The following is a 25,645-nucleotide window of genomic DNA, read 5'->3' as shown; positions in this document are numbered from 1 at the left end:
CATCGATTTGCCAATTGTTTAGGATGGCAATCGAATGGTCAATACATTGGCATATACCTAATTTCCAACGGCTATAAGCCATGTTTTTGACGCCAAACTTTTTGCTCTTACAGACAAGGGAATGCCTCCTGAGCCGACCCCACTCGCGGCCGGTCGGCAACCAGGCAAGCCTCACCAGGAGAAGTGCATGAGCAGCGTCGTCGCCGTCGTAAAAAGCATCATCGGCCAAGTGATTGCGGTATCCCCCGAAGGCGCCCAGCGCGTGCTGGTCGAAGGCGATCGCATCTACCAGGGCGAGCAGCTGCTCACCGGCGCTTCCGGCGCGGTGACGCTCGACGTCGGCAAGGGCACCCTGGTGGACCTGGGCCGCGACAGCCAATGGAGCAGCGCCGACCTGCCGCAGGCCGAGGCGCACCACGCCGCCGCGCAGCCGGTCAACGCGCCGAGCACCGAGGACCTGCAGAAGGCCATCGCCGCCGGCCTCGACCCGACCCAGGCGCTGGCGCCCACCGCAGCCGGCCCGAGCGCCGCGCCTTCGGCCGCAGGCGGCAACGGCGGCGTGGGTGGCGGCCACAGCTTCGTGGTGCTGGACGCCACGGCCGGTCGCGTCGACGCGAACATCGGCTATGCCACCAACGGCCTGGGCAACGGAGGCGCGGGCGACGACCAGCGCCAGGGCGAACTGCCGCCCAACCTGGCGCCGGTGATCACCGACGGCCGCAACGGCGTGCTGAACCTCACCACCGCCGAAGACACGCAACTCACTGGCGCCTTCTCCGCCCGCGATCCCAACGGCGACCTGATCGCCTACAGCGTCGGCCAGGCTCCGGCCAACGGCCTGCTGGTGCTCAACCCCAACGGCACCTGGCAGTACAACCCCAACGGCGACTACAACGGCGCCGACACGTTCACCGTGATCGTCACTGACGCCCGTGGCGCCAGCAGCACGCTGGTGGTGAATGTCGGCATCACCCCGGTGAACGACGCCCCGGTGGCCACTGGCACCTATACCAGTGCCATCACCGACACCGCCGCCAATGACAGCTTCGCCGACATCAAGGGTCAGCTGACCGCCACCGACGTCGATGACCGCAACCTGACCTGGAGCGGCAGCGCCAAGGGCGCCTATGGCGAGCTGACCGTCAACGCCGACGGCAGCTACACCTACGTGGTCGATGCGAATGCCGTGAACGCCCTGCCCCAGGGCCAGAACCCGAGCGACAGCTTCACCGTCACCGTCACCGATCCGTCCGGCGCCACCGACACCCGCGTCATCACCATCAACGTCCAGGGCTCCAACGACACCCCGGTCGCCCAGGATGGCCAGGCCAGCGGCAATGAGGACAGCGTGATCGGCGGCCAACTGCTGGCCACCGACCGCGACACCGGCAGCAGCCTCACCTTCACCAGCAGCGGCAATCCGCCGGCGGGCTTCACCCTGAAGCCGGACGGCAGCTGGACCTTCGATGGCAAGGACCCGGCCTACCAGCACCTGGCCGAGGGCGAAACCCTGGTGGTGCAGGTTCCCTACACCGTCACCGACGAGCACGGCGCCACCAGCACCGCCACCCTGACCGTGACCCTGACCGGCACCAATGACGCGCCGGTCGCACAGCCGGGCGCCGCCAGCACCGACGAGAACAGCGTGCTCAACGGCCAGGTGCCGGCCGCCTCCGACGTGGACGGCAGCGTCGCCGGCTACCAGCTGACCACCGGCGTCGGCCAGGGCAACGGCAGCCTGACCTTCAACCCGGACGGCAGCTACGTCTTCAACCCCGGCAAGGACTTCGACAGCCTGGCCCAGGGCGAGACCCGCGACGTGACCTTCACCTACCAGGCGAAGGACAACAACGGCGCGCTGAGCGACCCGCAGACCATCACCCTCACCGTGACCGGCACCAACGACGCGCCGGTTGCCCAGCCGGGCGCGGCGACCACCGACGAGAACAGCGTGCTCAACGGCCAGGTGCCGGCCGCCTCCGACGTGGACGGCAGCATCGCCGGCTACCAGCTGACTACCGACGTCGGCCAGGGCAACGGCAGCCTGACCTTCAATGCCGACGGCAGCTACGTCTTCAACCCTGGCAAGGACTTCGACAGCCTGGCCCAGGGCGAAACCCGCGACGTCACCTTCACCTACCAGGCGAAGGACAACAACGGCGCGCTGAGCGATCCGCAGACCATCACCCTCACCGTCACCGGCAGCAACGACGCCGCGGTGATCGCCGGCCAGACCAGCGGCAGCGCCGATGAGACCAACGCCCCGGTCACCCTCGAGGGCAAGCTGACCATCAGCGACGTCGACAGCCCGGCGAGCTTCCAGGCCCAGACCGGCACCGCCGGCGACCATGGCACGTTCAGCATCGCCGCCGACGGCAGTTGGTCCTACGTCGCCAATGACGCCTACAACGCGCTCAAGCTCGGCGAACACCTGACCGACAGCTTCACCGTGCTGGCCGCCGACGGTACCCCCACCACCGTGACCGTGACCATCAACGGCACCAACGATGCCCCGGTCGCCTCCGCCGATACCGCCACCACCGAAGAAAACACCGTTCTCAACGGCCAGGTTCCGCCGGCCAGCGACGTGGACGGCACCGTCGTCGGCTACCAGCTGAGCACCGACGTCGCCCAGGGCAAGGGCTCGCTGACCTTCAACGCCAACGGCAGCTACACCTTCGACCCGGGCAGCGCGTTCGACCATCTGGCCGCCGGCGCCAGCGAAACCGTGACCTTCACCTACCAGGCGCAGGACAACAACGGCGCGCTGAGCGACCCGCAGACCGTCAGCATCACCGTCACCGGCACCAACGACGCGCCGGTGGCCTATGCCGATAGCGCCAGCACCGACGAGAACAGCGTCTTCAACGGCCAGGTCCCGGCCGCCACCGACGTGGACGGCAGCATCGCCGGCTACCAGCTGACCACCGGCGTCGGCCAGGGCAATGGCAGCCTGACCTTCAATGCCGACGGCAGCTACGTCTTCAACCCGGGCAAGGACTTCGACGGCCTGGCCGAAGGCGAATCCCGCGACATCACCTTCACCTACCAGGCGAAGGACAACGATGGCGCCCTGAGCGACCCGCAGACCATCACCCTCACCGTCACCGGCAGCAACGACGCCCCGGTCGCCAACGCCACCACTGGCGCGGTGAAGGAAGACGCGCAGATCAGCGGCCAGCTCGCCGCCAGCGACGCCGACAACGGCGCCAAGCTCAGCTATGCCCTGGACAAGGCCGCCCCGGCCGGCTTCAGCGTCGATGCCGACGGCAAGTGGAGCTTCGATGCCAGCGTCAGCGAGTACCAGCACCTGAAGGCCGGCGCCACGCAGACCCTGAGCATTCCGTTCACCGTCACCGACGAGCACGGCGCCACCAGCGCCAGCTCGCTGACCATCACCGTCACCGGCACCAACGATGCGCCGGTGGCCAACGCCGCCTCGGCGAACGCCAGCGAGGACAAGCTCAGCCTCGGCAAGCTGACCGCCAGCGACGTCGACGACGGCGCCAAGCTCAGCTTCAGCCTCAACGACAAGGCCCCCGCCGGCTTCACCCTGTTCAAGGACGGCACCTGGGCCTTCAACGGCCTCAACCCGGCCTACCAGAGCCTCGCCGCCGGCGAGAGCAAGGTGTTGTCCATCGACTACACCGTCACCGACGAACACGGCGCCACCAGCAGCAACACCCTGACGCTGACCGTCACGGGCACCAACGACACGCCCATCGCCCTGCCCTCGCTGACCTTCGTCCGCGAAGACGCGCAGATCAGCGGCGAGCTGAAAGCCATCGACGTCGACCACGGCGCGCAGCTCACCTACAGCCTGAACCAGGCCGCCCCGGCGGGCCTGACCCTGGGCAGCGACGGCAAGTGGAGCTTCGACGCGGGCGATGCCGCCTACCAGCACCTGAAGGCGGGCGCGACGCAGCTGATCAGCGTCGGTTACACCGTCACCGACGAGCACGGCGCCAGCACCCCGAGCGTGCTGCTGATCACCGTCACCGGCACCAACGACGCGCCCAAGGCCAACGCCGCTACCGCGGCAGCCGCCGAGGACGCCGCCAGCAAGGGCCAGCTCACCGCCACCGACGTGGACGACGGCGCCAAGCTGAGCTTCAGCGTGGCCGGCAACCCGCCCGCCGGCTTCACCCTGAAGACCGACGGCAGCTGGACCTTCGACGGCAAGGACCCGGCCTACCAGTCCCTCGCCGAAGGCGAGACCCGCGACATCCAGGTCAAGTACATCGTCACCGACGAGCACGGCGCCACCGACACCCAGACCCTGACCCTCACCGTCACCGGCAGCAACGACCCGGCCGTGATCGGCGGCGTGGCCAGCGTGAATGTGGACGAGACCGACGCGCCGATCACCACCGGCGGCCTGCTGACCGTCAGCGATGTCGACGGCGCCGCCAGCTTCCAGGCGCAGACCGGCGTCGCCGGCAAGTACGGCAGCTTCAACCTGGGCGCCGACGGCCAGTGGACCTACACCGCCAACGCGGCCTACAACGAGCTCAAGCAGGGCGAAAAACTGACCGACAGCTTCACCGTCAAGGCGACCGATGGCACCAGCGCCACGGTCACCGTGAACATCGTCGGCACCAACGACGCGCCGGTGGCCTTCGGCGACAGCAGGACCACCGGGGAGAACGCGGCCTTCACCAGCCAGGTTCCGCTGGCCACCGATATCGATGGCAGCGTGGTCGGCTACCAGCTGGCCACCGACGTCGGCCAGGGTCATGGCAGCCTGACCTTCAACGCCGACGGCAGCTATACCTTCGAGCCGGGCACCGACTTCGATCACCTGGCCGCCGGCGAAAGCCAGGACGTCACCTTCACCTACCAGGCGAAGGACGACAACGGTGCGCTGAGCGACCCGCAGACCATCACCATCACCGTCACCGGCAGCAACGACGCCGCGGTCATCAGCGGCCAGACCTCGGTCAGCGTCAACGAAACCGACGCCCCGATCAGCACCGGCGGCCAGCTGAGCATCAGCGACGTCGACAGTGCGGAATCCTTCCAGGCGCAAACCAACGTCGCCGGCAAGTACGGCACCTTCAACCTGGGCGCCGACGGCCAGTGGACCTATACCGCGAACGCCGCCTACAACGAACTGAAGGTCGGTGAGACCCTGGTCGACACCTTCGCCGTGAACGCCGCCGACGGCACCGCCGCCAGCGTCACCGTCAATATTGTCGGCACCAACGATGCGCCGGTCGCCTACCCGGCCACCGCCAGCGCGGTCGAAGGCGGCATCAAGGACCTCGGCGTCGTGGCCGGCGCCACCGACGGCTCGTCCATCACCCTGACCGTGACCACCACCCAGCCGGGCGAGGCGGTCAGCTTCAACTGGTCGTTCGGCACCCAGGACTACGGCCCGTTCAACGACTTCGCCTACGTGCAGGTCAACGGCCAGAAGGTGCAGCTGCTCTCCAGCGTGTCCGTGGTCGGCGACGGCGGCAACTCGGGGCTGCAGACCTTCCAGCAGGTGTTCGACAAGCCGGGCACCTACACCATCGTCCTGGGCGTTTCCGACTCCGGCGACACCCTCGTCGACTCGACCCTGGTGCTGAGCAACCTGCCGTCGCAGGTGAGCGTCGGCAATGTGCTCGGCCAGGTCAGCCATACCGGCAACAACTGGACCCTGACCACCAACGGCGCGAACGGCACCACCCTGGGCAACCAGCTCAAGCCGGTCAGCGAGATCACCGGCAAGCTGCAGGCCACCGACGTCGACCACGACGCCCAGCTGACCTTCAGCACCGCCCAGAACACCGCCGGCTTCACCCTGAAGCCGGACGGCAGCTGGCTGTTCGATGCCAAGGACCCGGCCTACGACAATCTCGCCCAGGGCGAGCAGCAGGCGGTGGTCATCCACTACACGGTCACCGACGAGCACGGCGCCACCGGCACCAGCACCCTGACCATCACCGTCACCGGCACCAACGACGCACCGGTCGCCGGGGTGATGAAGGAAACCGTCTACGAGGACAGCAAGATCGGTGGCCAGCTGGCCGGCAGCGATGTCGACCACAACGCCGTGCTGACCTTCGCCACCACCGGCAGCCTGCCGGCGGGCTTCAGCAGCGACAGCAGCGGCAAGTGGAGCTTCGACGCCAGCAACGCGGCGTACCAGCACCTGGCCGTGGGCGCGACCCAGGTCTTCACCGTCAACTACAGCGTCACCGACCAGTTCGGTGCGAAGAGCGCCAGCACCCTGACCATCACCGTCATCGGCACCAACGATGCACCGGTGGCCAAGGCGGCCAGCGCCTCGGTGAATGAAGACAAGATCAGCGGCGGCACCCTCACCGCGACCGATATCGATGACGGCCACGCGCTGTACTTCAGCCTCAAGGACGCCGCGCCCAGCGGCTTCACCCTCAACGCCAACGGCACCTGGAGCTTCGACGGCAACCACGCCGACTACCAGACGCTCGGCGCCGGCGAAACCCTCGAGCTGCAGATCAAGTTCATCGTCACCGACGACAAGGGCGCCACCGACGAGAACGTCCTGACCCTGACCGTGAACGGCAGCAACGATGCCGCCATCATCAGCGGGGCGAAGATCGTCAACGTGGACGAGACCAACGCGCCGATCACCACCACCGGCAAGCTGGACGTCAGCGACGTCGACGGCCCGGACGCCTTCCAGGCCCAGACCAATGTCGCCGGCAAATACGGCACCTTCAACCTCGGTACCGACGGCACCTGGACCTACGTCGCCAAGGACGCCTACAACGAGCTGAAGCCGGGCGAGCAACTGACCGACACCTTCACCGTGAAGGCTGCCGACGGCACCAGCTCCAGCGTCACCGTGAACATCCTGGGCACCAACGACGCACCCACCGCGTACGATGACAGCGTCACCATCGACGAGAACGGCCGCGTCAACGGCAAGGTACCGGCCGCCACCGATCCGGATGGCAAGGTCTCCGGCTACCAGCTGGTCACCGACGTCGGCCAGGGCAACGGCTCGCTGAACTTCAACTCCAGCGGCACCTACCACTTCGAGCCGGGCAGCGACTTCGACCACCTGGCCGCCGGCCAGAGCCAGGTCGTCACCTTCACCTACCAGGCGAAGGACGACAACGGCGCGCTGAGCGAGCCCCGGACCATCACCATTACCGTCACCGGCAGCAATGACGCCGCCGTCATCAGCGGCGTGAAGTCCAGCAGCGTCAACGAGACCGACGCGCCGGTCAGCACCGGCGGCAAGCTCAACGCGAGCGACGTCGACAGCCCGGCAACCTTCCAGGCGCAGAGCGATGTGGCCGGCAAGTACGGCACCTTCAACCTGGGCACCGACGGCGCCTGGACCTACGTCGCCAGCAGCGCCTACAACGAACTGAAGGTCGGCCAGACCCTGACCGACACCTTCACCGTGAAGACCGCCGACGGCACCAGCGCCACCGTGACCGTCAACATCGTCGGCACCAACGACAACCCGGTCGCCTTCGACGGCACCGCGGCCACCGACGAAAACAGCGTCTTCAACGGCCAGGTTCCGAGCGCCACCGATGTGGACGGCAGCATCGCCAGCTACCAACTGGCCAGCGACGTGGCCGCCGGCAAGGGCACCCTGACCTTCAACGCCGACGGCAGCTACAGCTTCAACCCGGGCAGCGCCTTCGACCACCTGACTGCCGGCCAGAGCGAAACCGTCACCTTCACCTACCAGGCCAAGGACAACAACGGCGGGCTGAGCGATCCGCAGACCATCACCATCACGGTCAACGGCACCAACGACGCGCCGGTCGCCTATGCCGACAGCCAGACCACCGACGAGAACGCCGTGCTCCAGGGCCAGGTCCCGGTTGCCACCGATGTCGACGGCAGCGTCGCCAGCTACCAGCTCGCCAGCAACGTGGCGGCCGGCAAGGGCACCCTGGCCTTCAACACCGACGGCAGCTACACCTTCGCGCCGGGCAGCGACTTCGACCACCTGGCCGCCGGCCAGAGCGAAACCGTGACCTTCACCTACCAGGCGAAGGACAACGACGGCGCACTGAGCGACCCGCAGACCGTCACCATCACCGTCACCGGCAGCAACGACGCGGCGGTCATCACCGGCCAGGCCAGCGGCAGTGCCGATGAAACCAACGCCCCGGTCACCCTCGACGGCAAGCTGAACGTCACCGACGTCGACGGGCCCGCCAGCTTCCAGGCACAGACCAACACCGCCGGCACCTACGGCACCTTCAGCATCGCCACCGACGGCAGCTGGACCTACGTGGCCAACTCCGCCTTCAACGAGCTGAAGGCCGGCGAGCACCTCACCGACACCTTCGTCGTGAAGGCCGCCGATGGCACCAGCAGCAACGTGACCGTCACCATCAACGGCACCAACGACGCGCCGGTCGCCTTTGCCGACAGCCAGACCACCGACGAAAACGCCGTGCTCCAGGGCCAGGTCCCGGTTGCCACCGATGTGGACGGCAGCGTCGCCAGCTACCAGCTCGCCAGCAACGTGGCGGCCGGCAAGGGCACCCTGGCCTTCAACGCCGACGGCAGCTACACCTTCGCGCCGGGCAGCGACTTCGACCACCTCGCCGCCGGCCAGAGCGAAACCGTGACCTTCACCTACCAGGCGAAGGACAATGACGGCGCACTGAGCGACCCGCAGACCGTCACCATCACCGTCACCGGCAGCAATGACCGCCCGGTTGCCGTCGACGGCACGGCATCCACGGAAGAGAACACCGTCCTGCACGGCCAGGTCCCGGCCGCCACCGATATCGACGGCACCGTGGTCGGCTACCAGCTGGCCACCGATGTCGCCCAGGGCAAGGGCAGCCTCGTCTTCAACGCCGACGGCAGTTACACCTTCACGCCGGGCACCGCCTTCGACCACCTGGCCGCCGGGCAGAGCGAAACCGTCACCTTCACCTACCAGGCGAAGGACGACGCCGGCGCGCTCAGCGATCCGAAGACCATCACCCTCACCGTCAACGGCAGCAACGACGCCCCCAACGGCGCCGACAAGACCGTCACCCTGGACGAAGACAGCAGCCGCAACTTCAGCGCCGCCGACTTCGGCTTCACCGACGTGGACAGCGGCGACACCTTCAGCGGCGTGCGCATCGACAGCCTGCCCACCCACGGCACCCTGACCTTCAACGGCAACGCCGTGACCGCCGGCCAGGTGATCGGCGCCGCCGACCTCGGCAAGCTGGTGTTCACCCCGGCCGCCAACGCCAACGGCGACAATTACGCCAGCTTCACCTTCTCGGTGAAGGACAGCGCCAATGCGTTCGACACCACGCCGAACACCCTCACCCTGAACGTCACCCCGGTGAACGACGCCCCGCTGGCAGTGAACGACACCTTCACCCTCAGCGGCCTGAAGGGCAGCTACTGGGGCTACCGCGAGGGCGTCGATGGCAGCAACCTGACCAGCCTGTCGCAGGTTTCCTCGTTCATCAACGGCAAGGCGGCCGCCGCCACCTTCACCGCCACTTCGCTGAACTACAGCCTCAGCGGCGGTGACCTGGGCGGCGACGGCAACCTGCAGAAGTTCCTCGGCAACGATGCGAACTCCCTGAGCAGCGACCCGGCAAACACCTCCGACGCGATCATCCAGCTGACCGGGGCGATCAACCTCAACGCCGGCAACTATCAGCTGCGGGTGAATGCCGACGACGGCTTCAGCATCAGGATCGACGGCGTAGAGGTGTTCAAGTTCGACGCCAACCAGAGCCCGACCGGCCGTGAATCGGCGGTCTTCAGCATCGCCCAGAGCGGCAGCCACAGCATCGAGATCGTCTACTGGGACCAGGGCGGCCAGGCCCAGCTGCAGGTGGAAATGCGCCCGCAGGGCGGCACCTACAGCGTGCTCGGCGGCACGGCGCTGACCCACGCGGTGAGCGAGCTGGTGACCAACGAAGACACCGCGCTGACCATCGCCCCGCAGACTCTGCTGGGCAACGACAGCGACGTCGACGGCGACACCCTGTCGATCGTCAGCGTGCAGAACGCGGTCAACGGCAGCGTGAAGCTGGAAAACGGCAACGTGGTGTTCACCCCGGCCAAGGACTTCAACGGTACCGGCAGCTTCACCTACACCATCAGCGATGGCCACGGCGGCACCAGCACCGCGACCGTCACCGTGGGCATCAACCCGGTGAACGATGCACCGGAGGCCAAAAACGACCAGCAGACCACCGGCGAGAACAACAGCCTCAGTGGCGTGGTGCCGGCTGCCAGCGACATCGACAGCGCGGTCAACCCCAACGGCTATGCCCTGGTGAAGGACGTCGGCGCCGGCAACGGCAGCCTCACCTTCAACGCCAACGGCAGCTACGTGTTCAACCCCGGCACTGACTTCGACGCGCTCAACGTCGGCGAATCGCGCCAGGTGACCTTCACCTACACCGCCAAGGATGCCCAGGGCGCGGTCAGCGCACCGGCCACCGTGACCATCACCGTGACCGGCAGCAACGACCTGCCCACCGCCACCGACAGCACCGTGACCCTGAACGAGGACGGCAAGCGCAGCTTCAGCGCCAGCGACTTCGGCTTCAGCGACAAGGACGCCGGCGACGCGCTCAAGGCCATCCGCATCGACAGCCTGCCCACCGCTGGCAGCCTGAGCCTCAATGGCCAGTCGATGACCGCCGGCCAGGTGATCGCCGTCAGCCTGCTCGCCAGCCTGGTCTACACCCCGGTGGCCAACGCCGCGGGCAACGCCTACGCCACCCTGAAGTTCTCGGTGCAGGACAGCCACGACGGCTTCTCCAGTGCCTCCAGCACCCTGACCTTCAACGTCACTCCGGTGAACGATGCGCCGCTGTCGGCCGACGGCTCGGCCAGCGTCTATGCCGGCAAGACCTACACCTTCGCCCTCAAGGACTTCGCCTTCAGCGACACCGCGGACTCCGCCAACGGCCAGAACCACAGCCTGCAGAACATCCTGATCAAGGCCCTGCCGGACTCCGGCACCCTGCTGCTCAACGGCCAGGCCATCAGTGCTGGCAAGCCCGTCAGCGCCAGCGACATCGCCGCCGGCAAGCTGACCTACGTTCCGGACGGCTCGGGCAGCAACGCTCACTTCGAGTTCGCCATCCAGGACAGCGGCGGCGTGGCCAACGGTGGCGTCGATACCTCGGCCACTTACGGCTTCGACATCCACGTCGGCCAGGTGCAGATCCCGGCGACCAACCCCAACGGCGACAACACCCTCAGCGGTGGCTCGGGCGACGACGTGATCCTCGGCGATGTCGGCGGCATCAAGACCCTCACCCAGGGCGGCACCAACTACAACATCGCCCTGGTGGTCGACACCTCCGGCAGCATGTCCTACAACCTCGCCGGCCAGTCCGGCGCGGCGTACGCCAACTCGCGGATCAAGCTGGTCAAGGACGCGCTGATCAACCTGGCCAACGAGCTCAAGGGCCATGACGGGATCATCAACATCTCCCTGATCGGCTTCCAGAGCACCGCCAGCCTGAAGGTCAGCATCACCGACCTGTCCGATGCGAACATCGATCAACTGATCAACGCCATCGGCCAGAACCAGAACCAGGGCCTGCAGGCTTCCGGCGGCACCGACTACCAGGAAGCCTTCGGCCAGGCGGTCAACTGGTTCAACACGCAGAAGAACGGCTACGAGAATGTCACGCTGTTCCTCACCGACGGCGACCCGACCGAGTCCAACGGCAGCGGCTCCCTGATGCAGAACACCACCCAGGCCTTCGCCAGCCTGTCGGCGCTCAGCGAGGTGCGCGCCATCGGGATCGGCACCGGCGTCAACGAGAGCACGCTCAAGTACTTCGACAACACCAGCGTCACCGGCCTGGGCTCGGTGAACTGGAGCAGCAGCTCCACCTTCACCTTCGACAACAACAGCGCCCTGCCCGGCTGGACCCTGAGCAAGAGCTCGACCGGTTCGGTGGGCATCAGCGGCAACCAGCTGCGCCTGACCGACACCAACGCCGCCGGCTCCTCCACGGCCATCACCTCGGACCTGAGCGTCGCCAAGAACAGCACGTCTACCTTCAGCTTTGCCTTCAACGAAAGCATGAACGCCAACGACACCTTCACCTGGAGCCTGAAGCAGTATGTCAACGGCGCCTGGACGACGGTCGAAACGCACACCCTGACCTCCTCGTCGAGCAACACCACCTACTCGACCGACAAGGCCGTGGGCGAAGGCACCTACCGCATCGACTTCGTGCTGACCGACAACTCCAGTTCCGGCACCGCGACCGTCAACCTGGATAACCTCAAGCAGTCCACCACCACCTACGCCCCGGTCGGCCAGGTGGACATCGTCAAGCAGGCCAGCGACCTCACCGCCGCCCTGCACGGCGGCTCCACCTCCACCGAGCTGGCGCCCTCGGGCCACGACACCATCACCGGCGGCGCGGGCGACGACATCATCTTCGGTGACACCATCAACACCGATAACCTGCCCTGGGGCGTCAACGGCAACCCGGCGAAACCGGCCGACCTGCCAGCGGGCTCCGGTGTCAGCGCACTGTCGGCGTTCCTCGAGCTGAAGAACGGCCACGCCGCCACCAGCGACGAGATGTACGACTACATCAAGGCCAACCACGCGCTGTTCAACGTCGACGGCGATACCCGCGGCGGCGATGACCACCTGTACGGCGGCGATGGCAACGACATCCTCTACGGCCAGGGCGGCAACGACTTCCTGTTCGGCGAGAATGGCAACGACATCCTCTTCGGCGGCACCGGCAACGACCAGCTCACCGGTGGCAAGGGCGACGACATCCTCACCGGCGGTGCGGGTGCCGACACCTTCATCTGGAAGGCCGGCGATATCGGCAACGACACCATCACCGACTTCAAGGCCGGTGAAGGCGACCGCATCGACATCAGCGACCTGCTGCCGGACACCGCGCACAACGACATCCTCAGCTACCTGAAGGTGGACACCGCGACCTCGACCCTGCAGGTGAGCACCACCGGGCAGATCAACAACGGCGGCGCGGCGGACGTCACCATCAAGCTGAGCGGCGTCGACCTCTCCGCTTACGGCTCGACCTCCACCGAGATCGTCAACAAGCTGGTGGCGGGTTCCGACCCGGTGGTCAAGACTGAGCATCACTGATCCGCGGTTGCCGCACGGCTTCCAACCGGTCAGGCTCTGACACGGCGACAGCGGGCCACCCTTCGGGGTGGCTGCGCTGTCGCCCCTTCACATCACGAAACAGGGGACGGGTCGATGCTGTACATCCAGCGCAACGCCGAGGGGAAGATTTCCCGCGTCGAGGACGCCGAATTCGAAGGCGCCACCGGCACCCTGCCGGCGGACCATCCGGACATCCAGGCCTGGGCGGCCGAGAGCAGCCTGCTGCAGCTCAAGCAGAGCGACCTGGACATGATCCGGGTACTGGAGGACTTGATCTCGGTGCTGATCACCAAGGGCGTCATCCGCATCACCGACCTGCCGCCGGCGGCGCGCTCCAAGCTGCTCAACCGCACCCAGGCGCGCGAGGCGCTGGGTGGGCTGACCCGGCTGATCAACGACGACGAGGAAACGGGGCTGATCTGAGCCCCGTTTTCTTTGGGCCGACGCCTGCGGGCTTCGGTTGCCCAGCAGCGAACTGCCTGATACGCCGGCCCTGCCGGCGGTTCGCGGGCATGGCCCGCTCCTACAGGGTAAGTTCGGCGCTGGGGCTTCGCGAGCAAGCTCGCTCCTACGAAGAGCCCATGCCTTCGGCTTTGGCTCTCAGAAACTATCAGCGCAACCACCGCACGTTCCGAATGCTCCCGTTCAGAAGCAGGTCGGGGACGCCTCCCGCTGGCTCACTCCGTCGTTTCCGCTCCCGTAGGAGCGGACTCCGTCCGCGATCACGTGGGGAGATTCCTGCGTCGCGTCGGCGTGCTCCTCGTAGGAGCGAGCTTGCTCGCGAACCGCACTCTGCTGCCCTCGCAGAAGAACACCTTGGTAGGATGGGTGGAGCTTGCGATACCCATGCGGTTCGGGGCGATGCCATCGATGGGTATCGCTGCGCTCCACCCATCCTACGTGCGTGCTCCGTCGTGAAGCCGAGTCAGCGCTGAGGCATGTCGCGGGCATGGCCCGCTCCTACAAAGGGGGCTGCGCGACTCACGTCCTGTTCAGGCGGTCGAGTGGAAGCGGCGCAGAGCTCCCCCCGAAGCACAGAGCATCGCGGACAAAGTCCGCTCCTACGCCAATGTAAGCGCCGAGGTCAGCCTGTAGGAGCGGGCCATGCCCGCGAACCGCCGGCAGGGCCGGCGTCACCGGTATGAACACCCATCACCACGGCGCCGGCCCACCAAACAGCTGCCCCTGCACGCCCTGGATGCCCATCTCCTTCAGCACCCGGAACTCCCCGGCCGTCTCCACGCGCTCGGCGATCAGCGGCAGGTCGATGCTGTGAGCCGCGCGCTGCATGGCCTCGATGAACAGGCGCTTGTCGTTCTCCTGGTCGATATGACGGATGTGGCTGCCATCCACCTTGAGGTACGCCAGCCCCAGCCGCGCCAGGTTGCCGATCATGCTGAAGCGCCCGCCGAAATGCTGCAGGCTCAGGCGATAGCCCAGCTCGCCCAGGCGGCGGGTCAGGGCTTCGAGCACCGGCTGCGCCGGCAGTTGGTCCTCCTCCAGCTCCAGGGTCAGGCGCCCGGCAAACTGCGGGTGCTGGCGCAGCAGGTCGAAGACGCGGGTGGTGGCCCACTCATCGCGCAGCAGCGCGCTGGAAAGGTTCAGCGCCAGCGGGCGATTGTGCCGGGCCATGTCGGCCAGCACGCTTTCGAGCATCAGCAGGTCCAGCCGCGCGGTCCAGCCGAAGCGGTCCAGCCAGGGCAGGAAGCGCCCGGCGGCGAGGCTGCCGCCCTGCCCGTCCGGCAGGCGCGAGAGCACCTTGTAATGCAGCACCACCTGAGGGTCGGCGCAGGACACCACCGCCTGGAAGTGCAGCTGGAAGCGCTTGTGCACCAGCGCCTCGTCCAGCAGCTGGTGCCAGCTGTGGCGCTCCTCGGCCACCGGCTTCGCGCCGCCCTGGAGGAAGGCCCAGCAGCTGTCGTGCTGCCGCTCCGCCTGCACCAGCGCCTCGTCGGCGCGCTGCAGCAGCGTCTGCGCCGACTCGCCGGAAACGAACGGCACCAGCCCCAGGCACGCCACCGGGCTGACATCGCTGGCACCGGTGCTCACCAGCGCCGCGAGCATGCCCTCCAGGCGCATCGCCAGGGCCGGCGCGTCCTCGGGCATCAGCCCCGGCGCCAGCATCACGAATTCGCCACCGCGGCTGCGCGCCAGGGTCAGGCCGGCGCCCAGCCCTTGCCCGGCCAGGCGCAGCTGATCGGCCACCGCCTTGAGCAACTGGTCGACGCGTTGCCCGCCCAGGCGCTGGTTCAGCCCGGCCAGGTCATTGACCCGCAGCACCAGCAGCACGCCGCTGCTGACCTGGTCCTCGGCGCTCAGCCGGTTGCTCAGCTGCATGTCGAAGAAGCGCCGGTTGCCCAGCCCGGTCAGGCTGTCCTGGTAGGCCTCGTCGCGCAGGCGTTCGCTGCGCTGCGCCTGCTCCTGGAACAGCGCCTTGAGCTTCTCCACCATCTGGTTCATCGCCTGCACCACGCGGCGCAGCTCGGGCGTGCGCGGCAGTTCCGGCAGGCTGAGGAATTCGCGCCGGGCGATGGCGTGGGACTGCGCCACCATGTAGTCCAGCGGCTTCAGCTGGCGGCGCAGCAAGATGGCGCCGAGCACGGCGCTGGCGATGCCGCACAGCACCAGCCAGAGCAGGCTGCCCAGGGCGCTCTGCCAGAGCCTGGCGATGGCGAACATCGGGTGGCTGAGCACTTCGACCCGCGCCGCCTGGCTCCAGCCGCGGCTGACAATGGCATCGCCGCCGGCCGAATGCAGGTCGATCAGCGCGATGAACCACTGCGGCACCTTGGCCGCCACCGCGTCGGGCACGCCGGTGCGCTCCACCATCACCTTGCCGGTGGCCAGGTCGATCACGCGGATGCTCTCGAAGTAGCCGCTGTCGAAGATCGAGCTGACCATCAGCTCGACCATCGCCGGGTCGTCGATGTTCGGCGTCAACGACAGGCCCAGCGCGGTGGCCGCGTCCTGGGCGTGGGAGCGCAGCTGGTTGCCGTACTGCTCGCGCGAGCTTTCCAGGCCGACCATGAAGCTGCCGCTGAAGGCGACCACCAGGAACAGGCAGATGGCGATCAACAACTGTTTGAACAGGGACATCGTGTCTCCAGGCTCCCCCCGTGGGAGCTATTCGTTGCGCGGCTATTCATCGAAGGCTATTCCTCCAGGGGGAAGCCTTCGGCCTTCATCTTCTTCAAGAGGTCCTGCCAGCGCGAGAGCCGCTTGCTGTCGCCCACCTGCTTGCCGCCGCCGGCACCGTTGCCGGCAAGCCAGAGGCCCTCGCCATTGAAGGCGTAGACCGGCTGCAGATCGCTGCGCTGGCTGGCCGGCAGGATGCTGCCGATCAGGTTGTCCAGCACCAGCGGCACGGCGTCGGGCCGTGGGTAATAGGTCAACACCATGTGCGCCTGGTTCAGGCGCAGCGCCTTGACGTAGGTAATGCGCAGCTTCTGCGCCGGCACCCCGAGGTGGCGCAGGCTGATGTACTTGGCGATGGCGAAATCCTCGCAATCGCCGGCCCCCTTGAGCAACGCCTCCACCGGCGTGGCCCAGTAGTCCACTTCGTGCCAGAGGCTCAGGTCGTCGGTGAAGCGCAGCTGGTCGTTGAAGAAGCGATTGACCGCCTGCAGCTGGTCACGCTCGCTGGCGGCGGATTGTTGCGCCAGCAGCTTCTGCCAGGCATCGATGCGTGCCTGGCCTTCGCCCAACGGACCGTAGAGCCGGGTGGACTGCTGGCTGATCCGCTGGAAATCCCACTCGTTCTGCTGCGCGCCCGCCAGGACACCGAGCGACGTCGCCAGCACCAGGGCCAACGGCCCCGGCCAGCAACGACGCAGCATCCTGGAACAACGGCTGAGCATGATCGCGACGACTCGACTGCGAGCGCCGACAACCAGCTGCGGGCGCAGGGGTGGCATGGTGCAGACTGGCGGCGGAAAAAACAATGGCACAATGCAATCACTCGCATCGTGCCATCGAGGGACGCGCGGCCAGCAGGGGAACGGCCGCGCGGGAGGGGCAATGGATCAGCTCTTCTGCGGCGGGGTGACGATGTCGAACCAGAAGTCGAAGTCCTCCAGCATGCCGAACAGCTTGGCCAGCAGCAGCGGGTTGCCCGAGCTCTTGAGCTTGCCTTCGAACACCAGGCGTACCGGCGACACCTGCTTGAGCATCAGGCGGTTGAGGTCGGCGCGGTCGATGGTCACGGTCTGCCCGGCGTTCTCGCTCTGCACGCCCTTGATGTTGTTCAGGTGCGAATTCTTCAGTTCCAGCAGGTACTGCTCGTCCTTGTCCGGCAGCACCAGGTTGATGGCGAAGTCCTCGCCCTCGGCCTTCTCCGCGTTCAGGCGCACGCCCAGGTAGTCGAACAGCAGGCCGGTATCCATCGCCGCCAGGGCATCGGGGCTGCCCGACTTCATCGACGGCAGGTCCTTGGGCACGCCGTTGCGCAGTTCCTGCGCGGCCATCAGGTAGCTGTTGCGCCAGCCGGCGTTCTCCGCCTGGTAGCCGAGCTGTTCCAGGGCGTCCGCCTGCAGGTTGCGCGCGGCCTGGTTGGCCGGATCGGCGAAGACCAGCTTGTTGACCACCTCCACCACCCAGCGGTACTCGCCCTTGTCGAACGATGCCCTGGCCATCTGCAGCAGGTGATCGGCGCCGCCCATGAACTCGACGTACTTCACCGCCGACTCTTCCGGCGCCAGCGGGTTCAGCGTCGCCGGGTTGCTGTCGTAGTAGCCCAGGTACTTGTTCACCACCGCGCGCACGTTGTGGCTGACGCTGCCGTGGTAGCCGCGGTTGAACCACTCGTTGGCCAGCTCCGGCGGCACCTTCAGGCGCTCGTGGATCTGGTTGATGGTCACGCCGTTGTTGGCCAGGTGCAGGGTCTGGTCGTTGAGGTAGCCGTACATGTCGCGCTGCTTCTCCAGGGTGCGGACGATGTCCTCGTGCCCCCAGCGCGGCCAGTTGTGCACCGCGAACATCACCTCGGCCTTGTCGCCGAAGCGGTGCAGCGCCTCGTTGATGTACTTGCTCCAGCCCAGCGGGTCGCGGGTTTCGGCGCCGCGCAGGGTGTAGAGGTTGTGCAGCGTGGCGGTGACGTTCTCGGCCATCAGCAGGGCCTTCTGCTGCGGCAGCCAGACGTTCATCTCCGCCGGCGACTCGGTGCCGGGTGTGTTCTGGAAGGTGACGGGCACGCCGTCGATGTCCATCTCCACCAGCGAACCATCGACGGTCTTGGTCGGTGCGATGAGGCTCATCGGGCCGTGGGCGACGGCCTTGCCGATGGCCATGTCGACATGCCCTTGCGGGCCCTGCGGCAGCATCGTGCCGTACTGGTAGGTGGCGCGGCGCAGCATGGCGTTGCCGGCGAGCACGTTTTCCTTGATCGCCGCCTCCATGAAGCCCTTGGGCGCGATGATCTGCACCTCGCCCTTGTCCACCTGCTCCTGGCTCACCAGGCCCTTCGCCCCACCGAAGTGGTCGATGTGGGCATGGCTGTAGATGATCGCGCGGATCGGCTTCTGCCCCAGCTCCTGGCTCACCAGGGCGTAGGCGGCCTTGGCAGTGGCCGGGGTGGTCAGGGTGTCGATGACGATCCAGCCGGTCTTGCCTTCGATGAAGGTGGTGTTGGCCAGGTCGTAGCCGCGCACCTGGTAGATGCCGTCGGTGACCTTGAACAGGCCGTAGCTGAGGTTCAGCTGGGCCTGGCGCAGCAGGCTGGGGTTGACGCTGGCGACGTCCTTGGCGGCCTTGAGGAAATCGTAGCCACCCAGTTGCCAGGCGACCGTGCCGTCGTCGTTCTTGATGACGAGGTTGTCGGGGCGCTTGATCAGGCCCTTTTCCACCCGCTCGAAATCGGCGCGGTCGTTGAAGGGCAGCGACTGGCGCACCTGCTCCTGGGCGGCCTGGGTGAAGGACGACGGCGGCTTGGGTTGTTCGGCGGCGAGCAGCAGGCCGGGGCAGAGGCTGGCGAGCAGCACGGCGGCGGAAAGACGGGACATCGGAGCACTCCGGGCTTTGTTGTTGTGCTCGCACTATGCCGGCCGCTGCGTTAATAATTCCAATGCATTCCTATTCAACAATCGATGCAGGACGCGCATGAGCGATCTTCGCCAGCTACGCCACTTCGTTGCCCTTGCCGAGCACGGCCACTTCGCCCGCGCCGCCGATGCGGTGAATCTCAGCCAGCCCGCCCTGTCGCGCAGCATCCAGGCGCTGGAGGGCCAGCTGAGCTGCCAGCTGGTGGACCGCAACCCGCGCGGCGTCACCCTCACCGCCCATGGCCGGCTGGTGCTGGAGCACGCGCGCCGCCTGCTGGCCGGCGACCGCGCGCTGAAGAACGCGGTGCTGCAACTGGCGGACCTGGAAACCGGTGAGCTGCGCCTGGGCGCGGGCCCCTTTCCCGGCGCGCGCCTGATGCCGCAGGTGCTGGCGCGCTACAGCAGCGCGCACCCGAAAGTCTCGGTCCTGCTCTCCATCGAGAACTGGAGCGAGCTGCATCAGCGCCTGCTGGACGACGAACTGGAACTGTTCATCGCCGACTACCGCGAACTCGAAGGCGACAGCCGCCTGGACATCCTGCCGTTGCGGGTGCACCGCGGCGTGCTGTTCTGCCGACCGGGGCATCCGCTGATCGCCAGCATTCCCTCGGTGGCGCGGGTGCTCGACTACCCCCTGGCCGGCCCGCGCCTGCCGCGCGACGCCCACGAGGGACTGGCACGCACCCTGGGCCGCGAGCAACCGCTGAGCGTGCAATGCGATGACGTGCTGATGCTCAAGGAACTGGTGAAGGGCAGCGACGTGCTCTGCCTGGCCACCTGGGACGTGGTGGCCGCCGATGTGCAGGCCGGCAACCTGGCCGTGCTGCCCTGGCCCGGCAGCAGCGAGGTCGCCGGGCGCGGCTCCGCCTATGCGCTGGTGCGCCACGCCAGCCGCAGCCTGTCGCCGGCGGCCAGCCAGTTCGTCGAGCTGTTGCTGGAGGAAGACGCGGCGTTCAACGCCGCGCTTTGAGCACCATCATGAGAGTTCGGCTCTGGGCTCTCCCTCACCCCAGCGGGCGAGGGGTTCTGGATTTCCCCTGAGACTCAACGGCGCCAGTCCGGGTGGGGGCCACCGTAGTAGCCCGGCGCCGGCGCATCGTAGCCATAGCGATGCGGGCCGCCCCAGCGGCCGTGGTCATGATCGATGAACACACACCCGGTCAACGGAAGGGTGAGCAAAACAGCAGCAAAAATACGACGCATGGCGCCTCCATCAGGCGAGCCGGCCGCCCCGCCGGGATGCGGGGCGTACATTCTTCCGGGCTCACAGGATCAGACAGGCGTGCCCGACGGCGGTGCCGCGGCCAAAGGTAAAGCTTCGGTAAATCAGCCGTTTACAGTGCCCGCCCGGCGCAGCTTGCGGCTCTGCAGGTGCAGCACGCCGAACAGCAGCACCTGCGCCTGCTCCAGCCAGGGACGGCGGCGCGCCAGCAACAGCACCTCGCCCACATGCGCCACCAGCAGGATCGTGGACAGCCACAGCAGCGGGCGATGCAGCTCGCCGAAGGGGTAGATCAGGTTGAGCACGGCGGCGACCCAGAACAGCGTCAGCGCGCCCTTGGCGAAGCTCAGCAACTCGGACATGGCGATGGATTCCTCGACGGTGAAGGTCACCGCAGTCTGCCGCCGGGCTGGCGTGGCACGCTCCTGTCTTTCGACTGGCCCGCACGCACCAGGATGCGGCGCCGCGCTTCATTTGGGGGCGGACGAACGCCCCGGCATGCAGCGAAAAACCCGCCGTGAGGCGGCGCAGCCCTTCTGCCCCGGCACTTTCGCCAACTTGGCACGCCGCTCGCTTGGTTCCCGGCGTGCAGGAACGATCCGAAGCCATCGGACAGCGGCACCACAATCTGACAATGGATGACTAGGGTTCCGGCTCGCGCGGCGAGTGGCTGGTCCGAGAGTCATCGACCTCCAGCGAGGTTACACGGCGGGACAAAAGCCCGGGAGACGAGAGCGACACGTGCCGCCCGACTCCTGCCTGCCCGACAATCGACTGGAGATGCTCCATGCGCAAGCCCCTTCTGACCGCCCTGTTCGCTGCCGGCCTCGCCGCCTTCAGCGTCTCTGCCTCCGCCGCCGCGAAGAACAGCTTCAACCTCTGCTGGACCCTCTACGCCGGCTGGATGCCCTGGGAGTACGCGGCCAGCCACGGCATCGTCGACAAGTGGGCGAAGAAGTACGGCATCCAGATCAAGGTCACCCAGCTCAACGACTACATCGAGTCGATCAACCAGTACACCGCCGGGCAGTTCGACGGCTGCACCATGACCAACATGGACGCCCTGACCATCCCGGCCGCCGGCGGCGTCGACTCCACCGCGCTGATCGTCAGCGACTTCTCCAACGGCAACGACGGCATCGTCCTCAAGGGCGAAGGCAAGACCCTGGCCGACCTCAAGGGCATGAACGTCAACCTGGTGGAACTGTCCGTCTCCCACTACCTGCTCGCCCGCGCCCTGGAGAACGCCCGCCTGACCGAGAAGGACGTGAAGACGGTGAACACCTCCGATGCCGACATCGCCGCCGCCTTCAACACCGACGAGGTGCAGGCCGTGACCACCTGGAACCCGATGCTCGCCGAAGCCCGCGCCAAGCCGGGCACCACCGAGGTGTTCAACTCCAGCCAGGTTCCCGGCGAGATCATGGACATGATGGTGGTCAACAGCGCGGTCCTGAAGGACAACCCCGCCCTGGGCAAGGCACTGACCGGCGCCTGGTTCGAAACCGTGGCGCTGATGCAGGGCGACAGCGCCGAGACCCGCGCCGCACTGGAGCACATGGCCAAGGCCTCGGGCACCGACCTCCCCGGCTACCAGAGCCAGCTCGCCACCACCAAGCTGTTTGCCACGCCACAGGAAGCACTGGCCTTCGCCACCAGCCCGAAACTGCCGGCGACCATGGACAAGGTGGCGGCCTTCTCCTTCGCCCACGGCCTGCTCGGCGAAGGTGCGAAAAGCGCCGAGGCGGTCGGCATGAGCTTCGCCGGCGGCCTCACCACCGGCGATGCGCAGAACCTCAAGCTGCGCTTCGACCCGACCTACGTGCAGATGGCGGCGGACGGGAAGCTCTGAGGCTCGACAGCTTTTCGTAGGACCGAGGGGGGCGCCTAGCCCTTGCTCGCGAACCGCATGACATCCGAGTGCCAGGCGGAACTCTGTTCGCGAGCAAGAACTGGGCGCCCCCCTCGCTTCTACTAGAGCCCATCTCCCCCGCCCTGGCTGCGCGCCCAGCTCCGAAGGGAGAGGGCGCTTCACACGGAAATCCACAGGTACACCCCATGCGCCTGATCAACCGAACCCCCGACCGCAGTGGCCGCCTGTTCCTAGTTCTGCTGCCGTTCGCCCTGCTGCTGTTCGCCTACTTCGCAGGCTCGGCGTCGCGGCTGGCGGAGAACCCCAACGACAAGCTGCTGCCCAGCGCCGCGCAGATGGCCGATGCGGTCAATCGCCTGGCATTGAGCGAAGACAAGCGCACCGGCGAGGTGCTGTTCTGGCAGGACACCGGCGCCAGCCTGCAACGTCTGGGGCTGGGCCTGTCCATCGCCGCCCTGCTCGGCCTGGTGCTGGGCATCGCCGCCGGCAGCGTGCCGCTGTTCGGCGCGCCACTCTCGCCGCTGCTCACCGTGCTGTCGATGATCCCGCCGCTGGCGATCCTGCCGGTGCTGTTCATCGTCTTCGGCCTCGGCGAGCTGTCCAAGGTGGTGCTGATCGTCATCGGCGTCGCCCCCTGCATCGCCCGCGACATCGAACAGCGCGCCCGGGAAATCCCCCGCGAGCTGCTGATCAAGGCACAGACCCTGGGCGCCAGCACCTGGACGCTGATCCTGCGCGTGGTGCTGCCGCAACTGATGCCGCGCCTGCTGATCTCCCTGCGCCTGATGCTCGGCTCGGCCTGGCTGTTCCTCATCGCCGCCGAGGCCATCGCCTCCACCGACGGCCTGGGCTACCGCATCTTCCTGGTGCGCCGCTACCTGGCCATGGACGTGATCCTGCCCTACGTGGTGTGGATCACCGCGCTGGCCTGGCTGATGGACTGGGCGCTGCGCGCCCTCACCCGGCGTGCCTTCCCCTGGTACGAAGGAGGCAAGGCATGAGCTTTATCTGCGTCCGTAACGTCTGGCAGTCCTACGACGGCAACGTGGTGCTGGAACGCCTGAACCTCGAGGTGAACGAAGGCGAGTTCTGCACCCTGGTCGGCGCCTCCGGCTGCGGCAAGTCCACCTTCCTGCGCCTGCTGCTCGGCCAGGAGCGCCCCAGCCGTGGTGAATTGCTGCTCGACGGCCAACCGCTGCCGGGCGAGCCGGACCCGAGCCGTGGCGTGGTGTTCCAGCGCTACTCGGTGTTCCCGCACCTGTCCGTGCTCGACAACGTCGCCCTGGGCCTGGAGCTGCCGCGCTCGCCGCTGCTCGGCCGGCTGCTGGGCAGCGCCAAGCGCGAGGCCCGCGAACAGGCCGCCGAACTGCTCAAGCGCGTCGGCCTCGGGCATGCCCTGGAGCAATACCCGAGCGCCCTCTCCGGCGGCATGCAACAGCGCCTGGCGATTGCCCAGGCGCTGGTGATGAAGCCACGCGTGCTGCTGCTCGACGAACCCTTCGGCGCGCTGGACCCGGGCATCCGCAAGGACATGCACGCCCTGCTGCTGGAGCTGTGGCAGGAAACCCGGCTCACCGTGTTCATGGTCACCCACGACCTCGCCGAAGGCTTCAGCCTGGGCACCCGCCTGCTGGTCTTCGACAAGGTCCGCCACGACCCGCAGGCGCCGACTGCCTATGGCGCCCGCATCACCTACGACATCCCGCTCAACGCCGACCGCAAGGCCGCCCGCGCGGCCCTGCCCGAACCGCTCGCCGCGCGCCTGGAAACGGCCGCGCCGCTGCTCACGCCGGCCTACTGAGGAACCCGACATGAACGACCTGCGCACCACCCTTTACGAAGAAACCGTCCCCGGCGGCGGCCACACCTCCTTCGTCCTCAAGCGCGGCCAGCTGCTGCGCCTGACCGACATCGAAGGCGGCGGCAACGTCAGCCTGCTGCTGTTCAATGCCGCCGAGAAAAGCGAGCGGCTGAACCTGCCCGACAGCCTCAAGTGCCAGCACACCGCCAAGCTCACCGCCGGCCACTGCCTGTACTCGGACATGGGCCGCGTGCTGGCCGCCATCACCGCCGACAGCTGCGGCTGGCACGACAGCTTCGGCGGCGTGCTGAATGCCGCCGAGGTGCAGGAGAAATACGGCGCGGGACGCTACCAGGAACTGCGCAACGGCTTCCACCGCAACGGCGTGGACAACCTGCTGGTGGAAATGGGCAAGTGGGACATGCGCCTGCAGGACCTGCTGATGTGCCTGAACCTGTTCAGCCGCGTGGACGTGGACGCCGACGGCTGCTTGCGCTTCGCCCAGGGCAACTCGACAGCCGGCGACCATGTCGAGCTCTACGCGCCGATGGACACCCTCGTCGTGCTCACCGCCCTGCAGCACCCGCTGGACCCGAACCCGCAGTACGCTCCCAAGCCCATCGGCCTGACCTGGCAGCAGGTCGCGTCCGACGGCATCAGCGTGCTCTGCCGCACCTCGCGCGCGGAGAACGGCCGCGGCTTCCACAACACCGAACGCCAGTATCTGTAAGGAGCGCGAGCATGCCCATCGTCCCCAGCGACAAACACCTCGAAGCCTGCGTCTCACGCACCCTGATCCCGGCCGGCGAACCCAGCCTCACCGAACTGAAAGCCGGGCAGACCCTGCGCATCCTCGACCTGGAGGGCAACCAGGCGGTGGACACGCTGTTCTTCAGCGCCGCCAACCCGCGCGAGCGCTACGACGTGCAGCGCACCCTGCGCAAGCAGGGGCAGGTCTACCTCAGCGCCGGCAGCGTGCTCTGGTCCAACCTCGGCAACCCGATGCTGACCATCACCGCCGACACCTGCGGCCGTCACGACACCCTCGGCGGCGCCTGCGCCCAGGAAAGCAACACCGTGCGCTACGCCCTGGACAAGCGCTACATGCACAGCTGCCGCGACAACTTCCTGCGCGCCAGCCTGCACGACGGCCGCCTGACCAAGGCCGACATCAGCCACAACATCAACTTCTTCATGAACGTGCCGGTCACCGCCGAAGGCGGCCTGACCTTCGAGGACGGCATCTCCGGCGCCGGCAAGTACGTCGAGCTGCTCGCGCACATGGACGTCATCGTCCTGATCTCCAACTGCCCGCAGCTCAACAACCCCTGCAACGGCTGGAACCCGACCCCGGCGGAGCTGCTGGTATGGGACTGAAGCAGCCACAAGCGGCAAGCGGAAAGCTGCACGCGTTGCGGCGCTGGCTCTTCCTCCTTGGCCAGAGCCGCAGTGCCCAGTGCAGCCCGACGCTGTGCGGCTCTTCATGTAGGAGCGAGCTTGCTCGCGAACAAGATCCCCTGACACGCCGGCGCTAAGCGGTTTCGCGAGCAAGCTCGCTCCTACAGAAAAGCCAAAGCTTCTGCGCCACGGACGACCGTGGCGCGCACCGAATGACGGC

13 protein-coding genes and 1 riboswitch are annotated in these 25,645 nt (G+C 67.2%); of the genes, 8 read left to right on the top strand and 5 right to left on the bottom strand.

The window, feature by feature from the left end; translation table 11 throughout:
- Window positions 1-187: 187 nt before the first annotated feature.
- Both N0B71_RS14665 and N0B71_RS14655 read left to right on the top strand, forming a co-directional pair.
- Complete coding sequence (locus N0B71_RS14665) at window positions 188-13,075, top strand: retention module-containing protein (RefSeq protein WP_311197149.1); 12,888 nt, start codon at window positions 188-190, stop codon at window positions 13,073-13,075.
- 114 nt (window positions 13,076-13,189) lie between these two features.
- The gene (locus N0B71_RS14655; RefSeq protein ID WP_259753297.1) at window positions 13,190-13,519 is read left to right on the top strand and encodes a tryptophan synthase subunit beta; all 330 of its coding nucleotides are present in this window, start codon (window positions 13,190-13,192) and stop codon (window positions 13,517-13,519) included.
- A gap of 729 nt (window positions 13,520-14,248) precedes the next feature.
- Here N0B71_RS14655 and lapD read toward each other — a convergent pair.
- From lapD to N0B71_RS14640, 3 genes are all read right to left on the bottom strand, one after another.
- The gene (lapD, locus tag N0B71_RS14650) at window positions 14,249-16,192 is read right to left on the bottom strand and encodes a cyclic di-GMP receptor LapD (RefSeq protein ID WP_259753296.1); all 1,944 of its coding nucleotides are present in this window, start codon (window positions 16,190-16,192) and stop codon (window positions 14,249-14,251) included.
- Between the two features lie 56 nt (window positions 16,193-16,248).
- Complete coding sequence (lapG, locus tag N0B71_RS14645) at window positions 16,249-16,932, bottom strand: cysteine protease LapG (RefSeq protein ID WP_259753295.1); 684 nt, start codon at window positions 16,930-16,932, stop codon at window positions 16,249-16,251.
- Window positions 16,933-17,118: 186 nt separating this feature from the next.
- Entirely contained in the window at window positions 17,119-19,092 is a 1,974-nt protein-coding gene (locus N0B71_RS14640) for an alkyl/aryl-sulfatase (protein ID WP_259753294.1), read from the bottom strand.
- Between the two features lie 97 nt (window positions 19,093-19,189).
- Here N0B71_RS14640 and N0B71_RS14635 point away from each other — a divergent pair, with 97 nt between their 5' ends.
- Window positions 19,190-20,101, top strand: a complete 912-nt coding sequence (locus N0B71_RS14635) for a LysR family transcriptional regulator (protein WP_259753293.1) — start codon at window positions 19,190-19,192, stop codon at window positions 20,099-20,101.
- A 74-nt stretch (window positions 20,102-20,175) separates the two neighbouring features.
- Here the strand turns inward: N0B71_RS14635 and N0B71_RS14630 are convergent, their stop codons facing one another.
- Window positions 20,176-20,334 carry a hypothetical protein gene (locus N0B71_RS14630; protein WP_259753292.1) on the bottom strand — a complete coding sequence of 53 codons (159 nt, stop codon included), beginning with the start codon at window positions 20,332-20,334 and terminating at the stop codon, window positions 20,176-20,178.
- 123 nt (window positions 20,335-20,457) lie between these two features.
- Window positions 20,458-20,715 (bottom strand): DUF1145 domain-containing protein, encoded by a 258-nt coding sequence (locus N0B71_RS14625; RefSeq protein ID WP_259753291.1) that lies wholly within the window; start codon window positions 20,713-20,715, stop codon window positions 20,458-20,460.
- A gap of 269 nt (window positions 20,716-20,984) precedes the next feature.
- Window positions 20,985-21,083: riboswitch (guanidine-I (ykkC/yxkD leader) on the top strand.
- Between the two features lie 57 nt (window positions 21,084-21,140).
- Here N0B71_RS14625 and N0B71_RS14620 point away from each other — a divergent pair.
- From N0B71_RS14620 to N0B71_RS14600, 5 genes are all read left to right on the top strand, one after another.
- Window positions 21,141-22,205, top strand: coding sequence for a putative urea ABC transporter substrate-binding protein (locus N0B71_RS14620; protein WP_259753290.1), 1,065 nt, complete (start codon window positions 21,141-21,143; stop codon window positions 22,203-22,205).
- A 206-nt stretch (window positions 22,206-22,411) separates the two neighbouring features.
- A complete protein-coding gene (locus tag N0B71_RS14615; RefSeq protein WP_259753289.1) occupies window positions 22,412-23,227 on the top strand; it encodes an ABC transporter permease in 816 nt (271 codons plus the stop codon).
- Entirely contained in the window at window positions 23,224-24,027 is an 804-nt protein-coding gene (locus N0B71_RS14610) for an ABC transporter ATP-binding protein (RefSeq protein WP_259753288.1), read from the top strand. The genes N0B71_RS14615 and N0B71_RS14610 overlap by 4 nt, the downstream gene beginning before the upstream one ends.
- A 10-nt stretch (window positions 24,028-24,037) precedes the next feature.
- The gene (locus tag N0B71_RS14605; protein ID WP_259753287.1) at window positions 24,038-24,757 is read left to right on the top strand and encodes an urea amidolyase associated protein UAAP1; all 720 of its coding nucleotides are present in this window, start codon (window positions 24,038-24,040) and stop codon (window positions 24,755-24,757) included.
- An 11-nt stretch (window positions 24,758-24,768) separates the two neighbouring features.
- Entirely contained in the window at window positions 24,769-25,404 is a 636-nt protein-coding gene (locus tag N0B71_RS14600; protein ID WP_259753286.1) for an urea amidolyase associated protein UAAP2, read from the top strand.
- The last annotated feature ends 241 nt before the right edge of the window (window positions 25,405-25,645 follow it).

It is taken from the genome of Pseudomonas sp. GCEP-101, assembly GCF_025133575.1.
Classification (GTDB): domain Bacteria; phylum Pseudomonadota; class Gammaproteobacteria; order Pseudomonadales; family Pseudomonadaceae; genus Pseudomonas; species Pseudomonas nitroreducens_B.
This window is presented reverse-complemented; position numbering and strand designations above follow the sequence as displayed.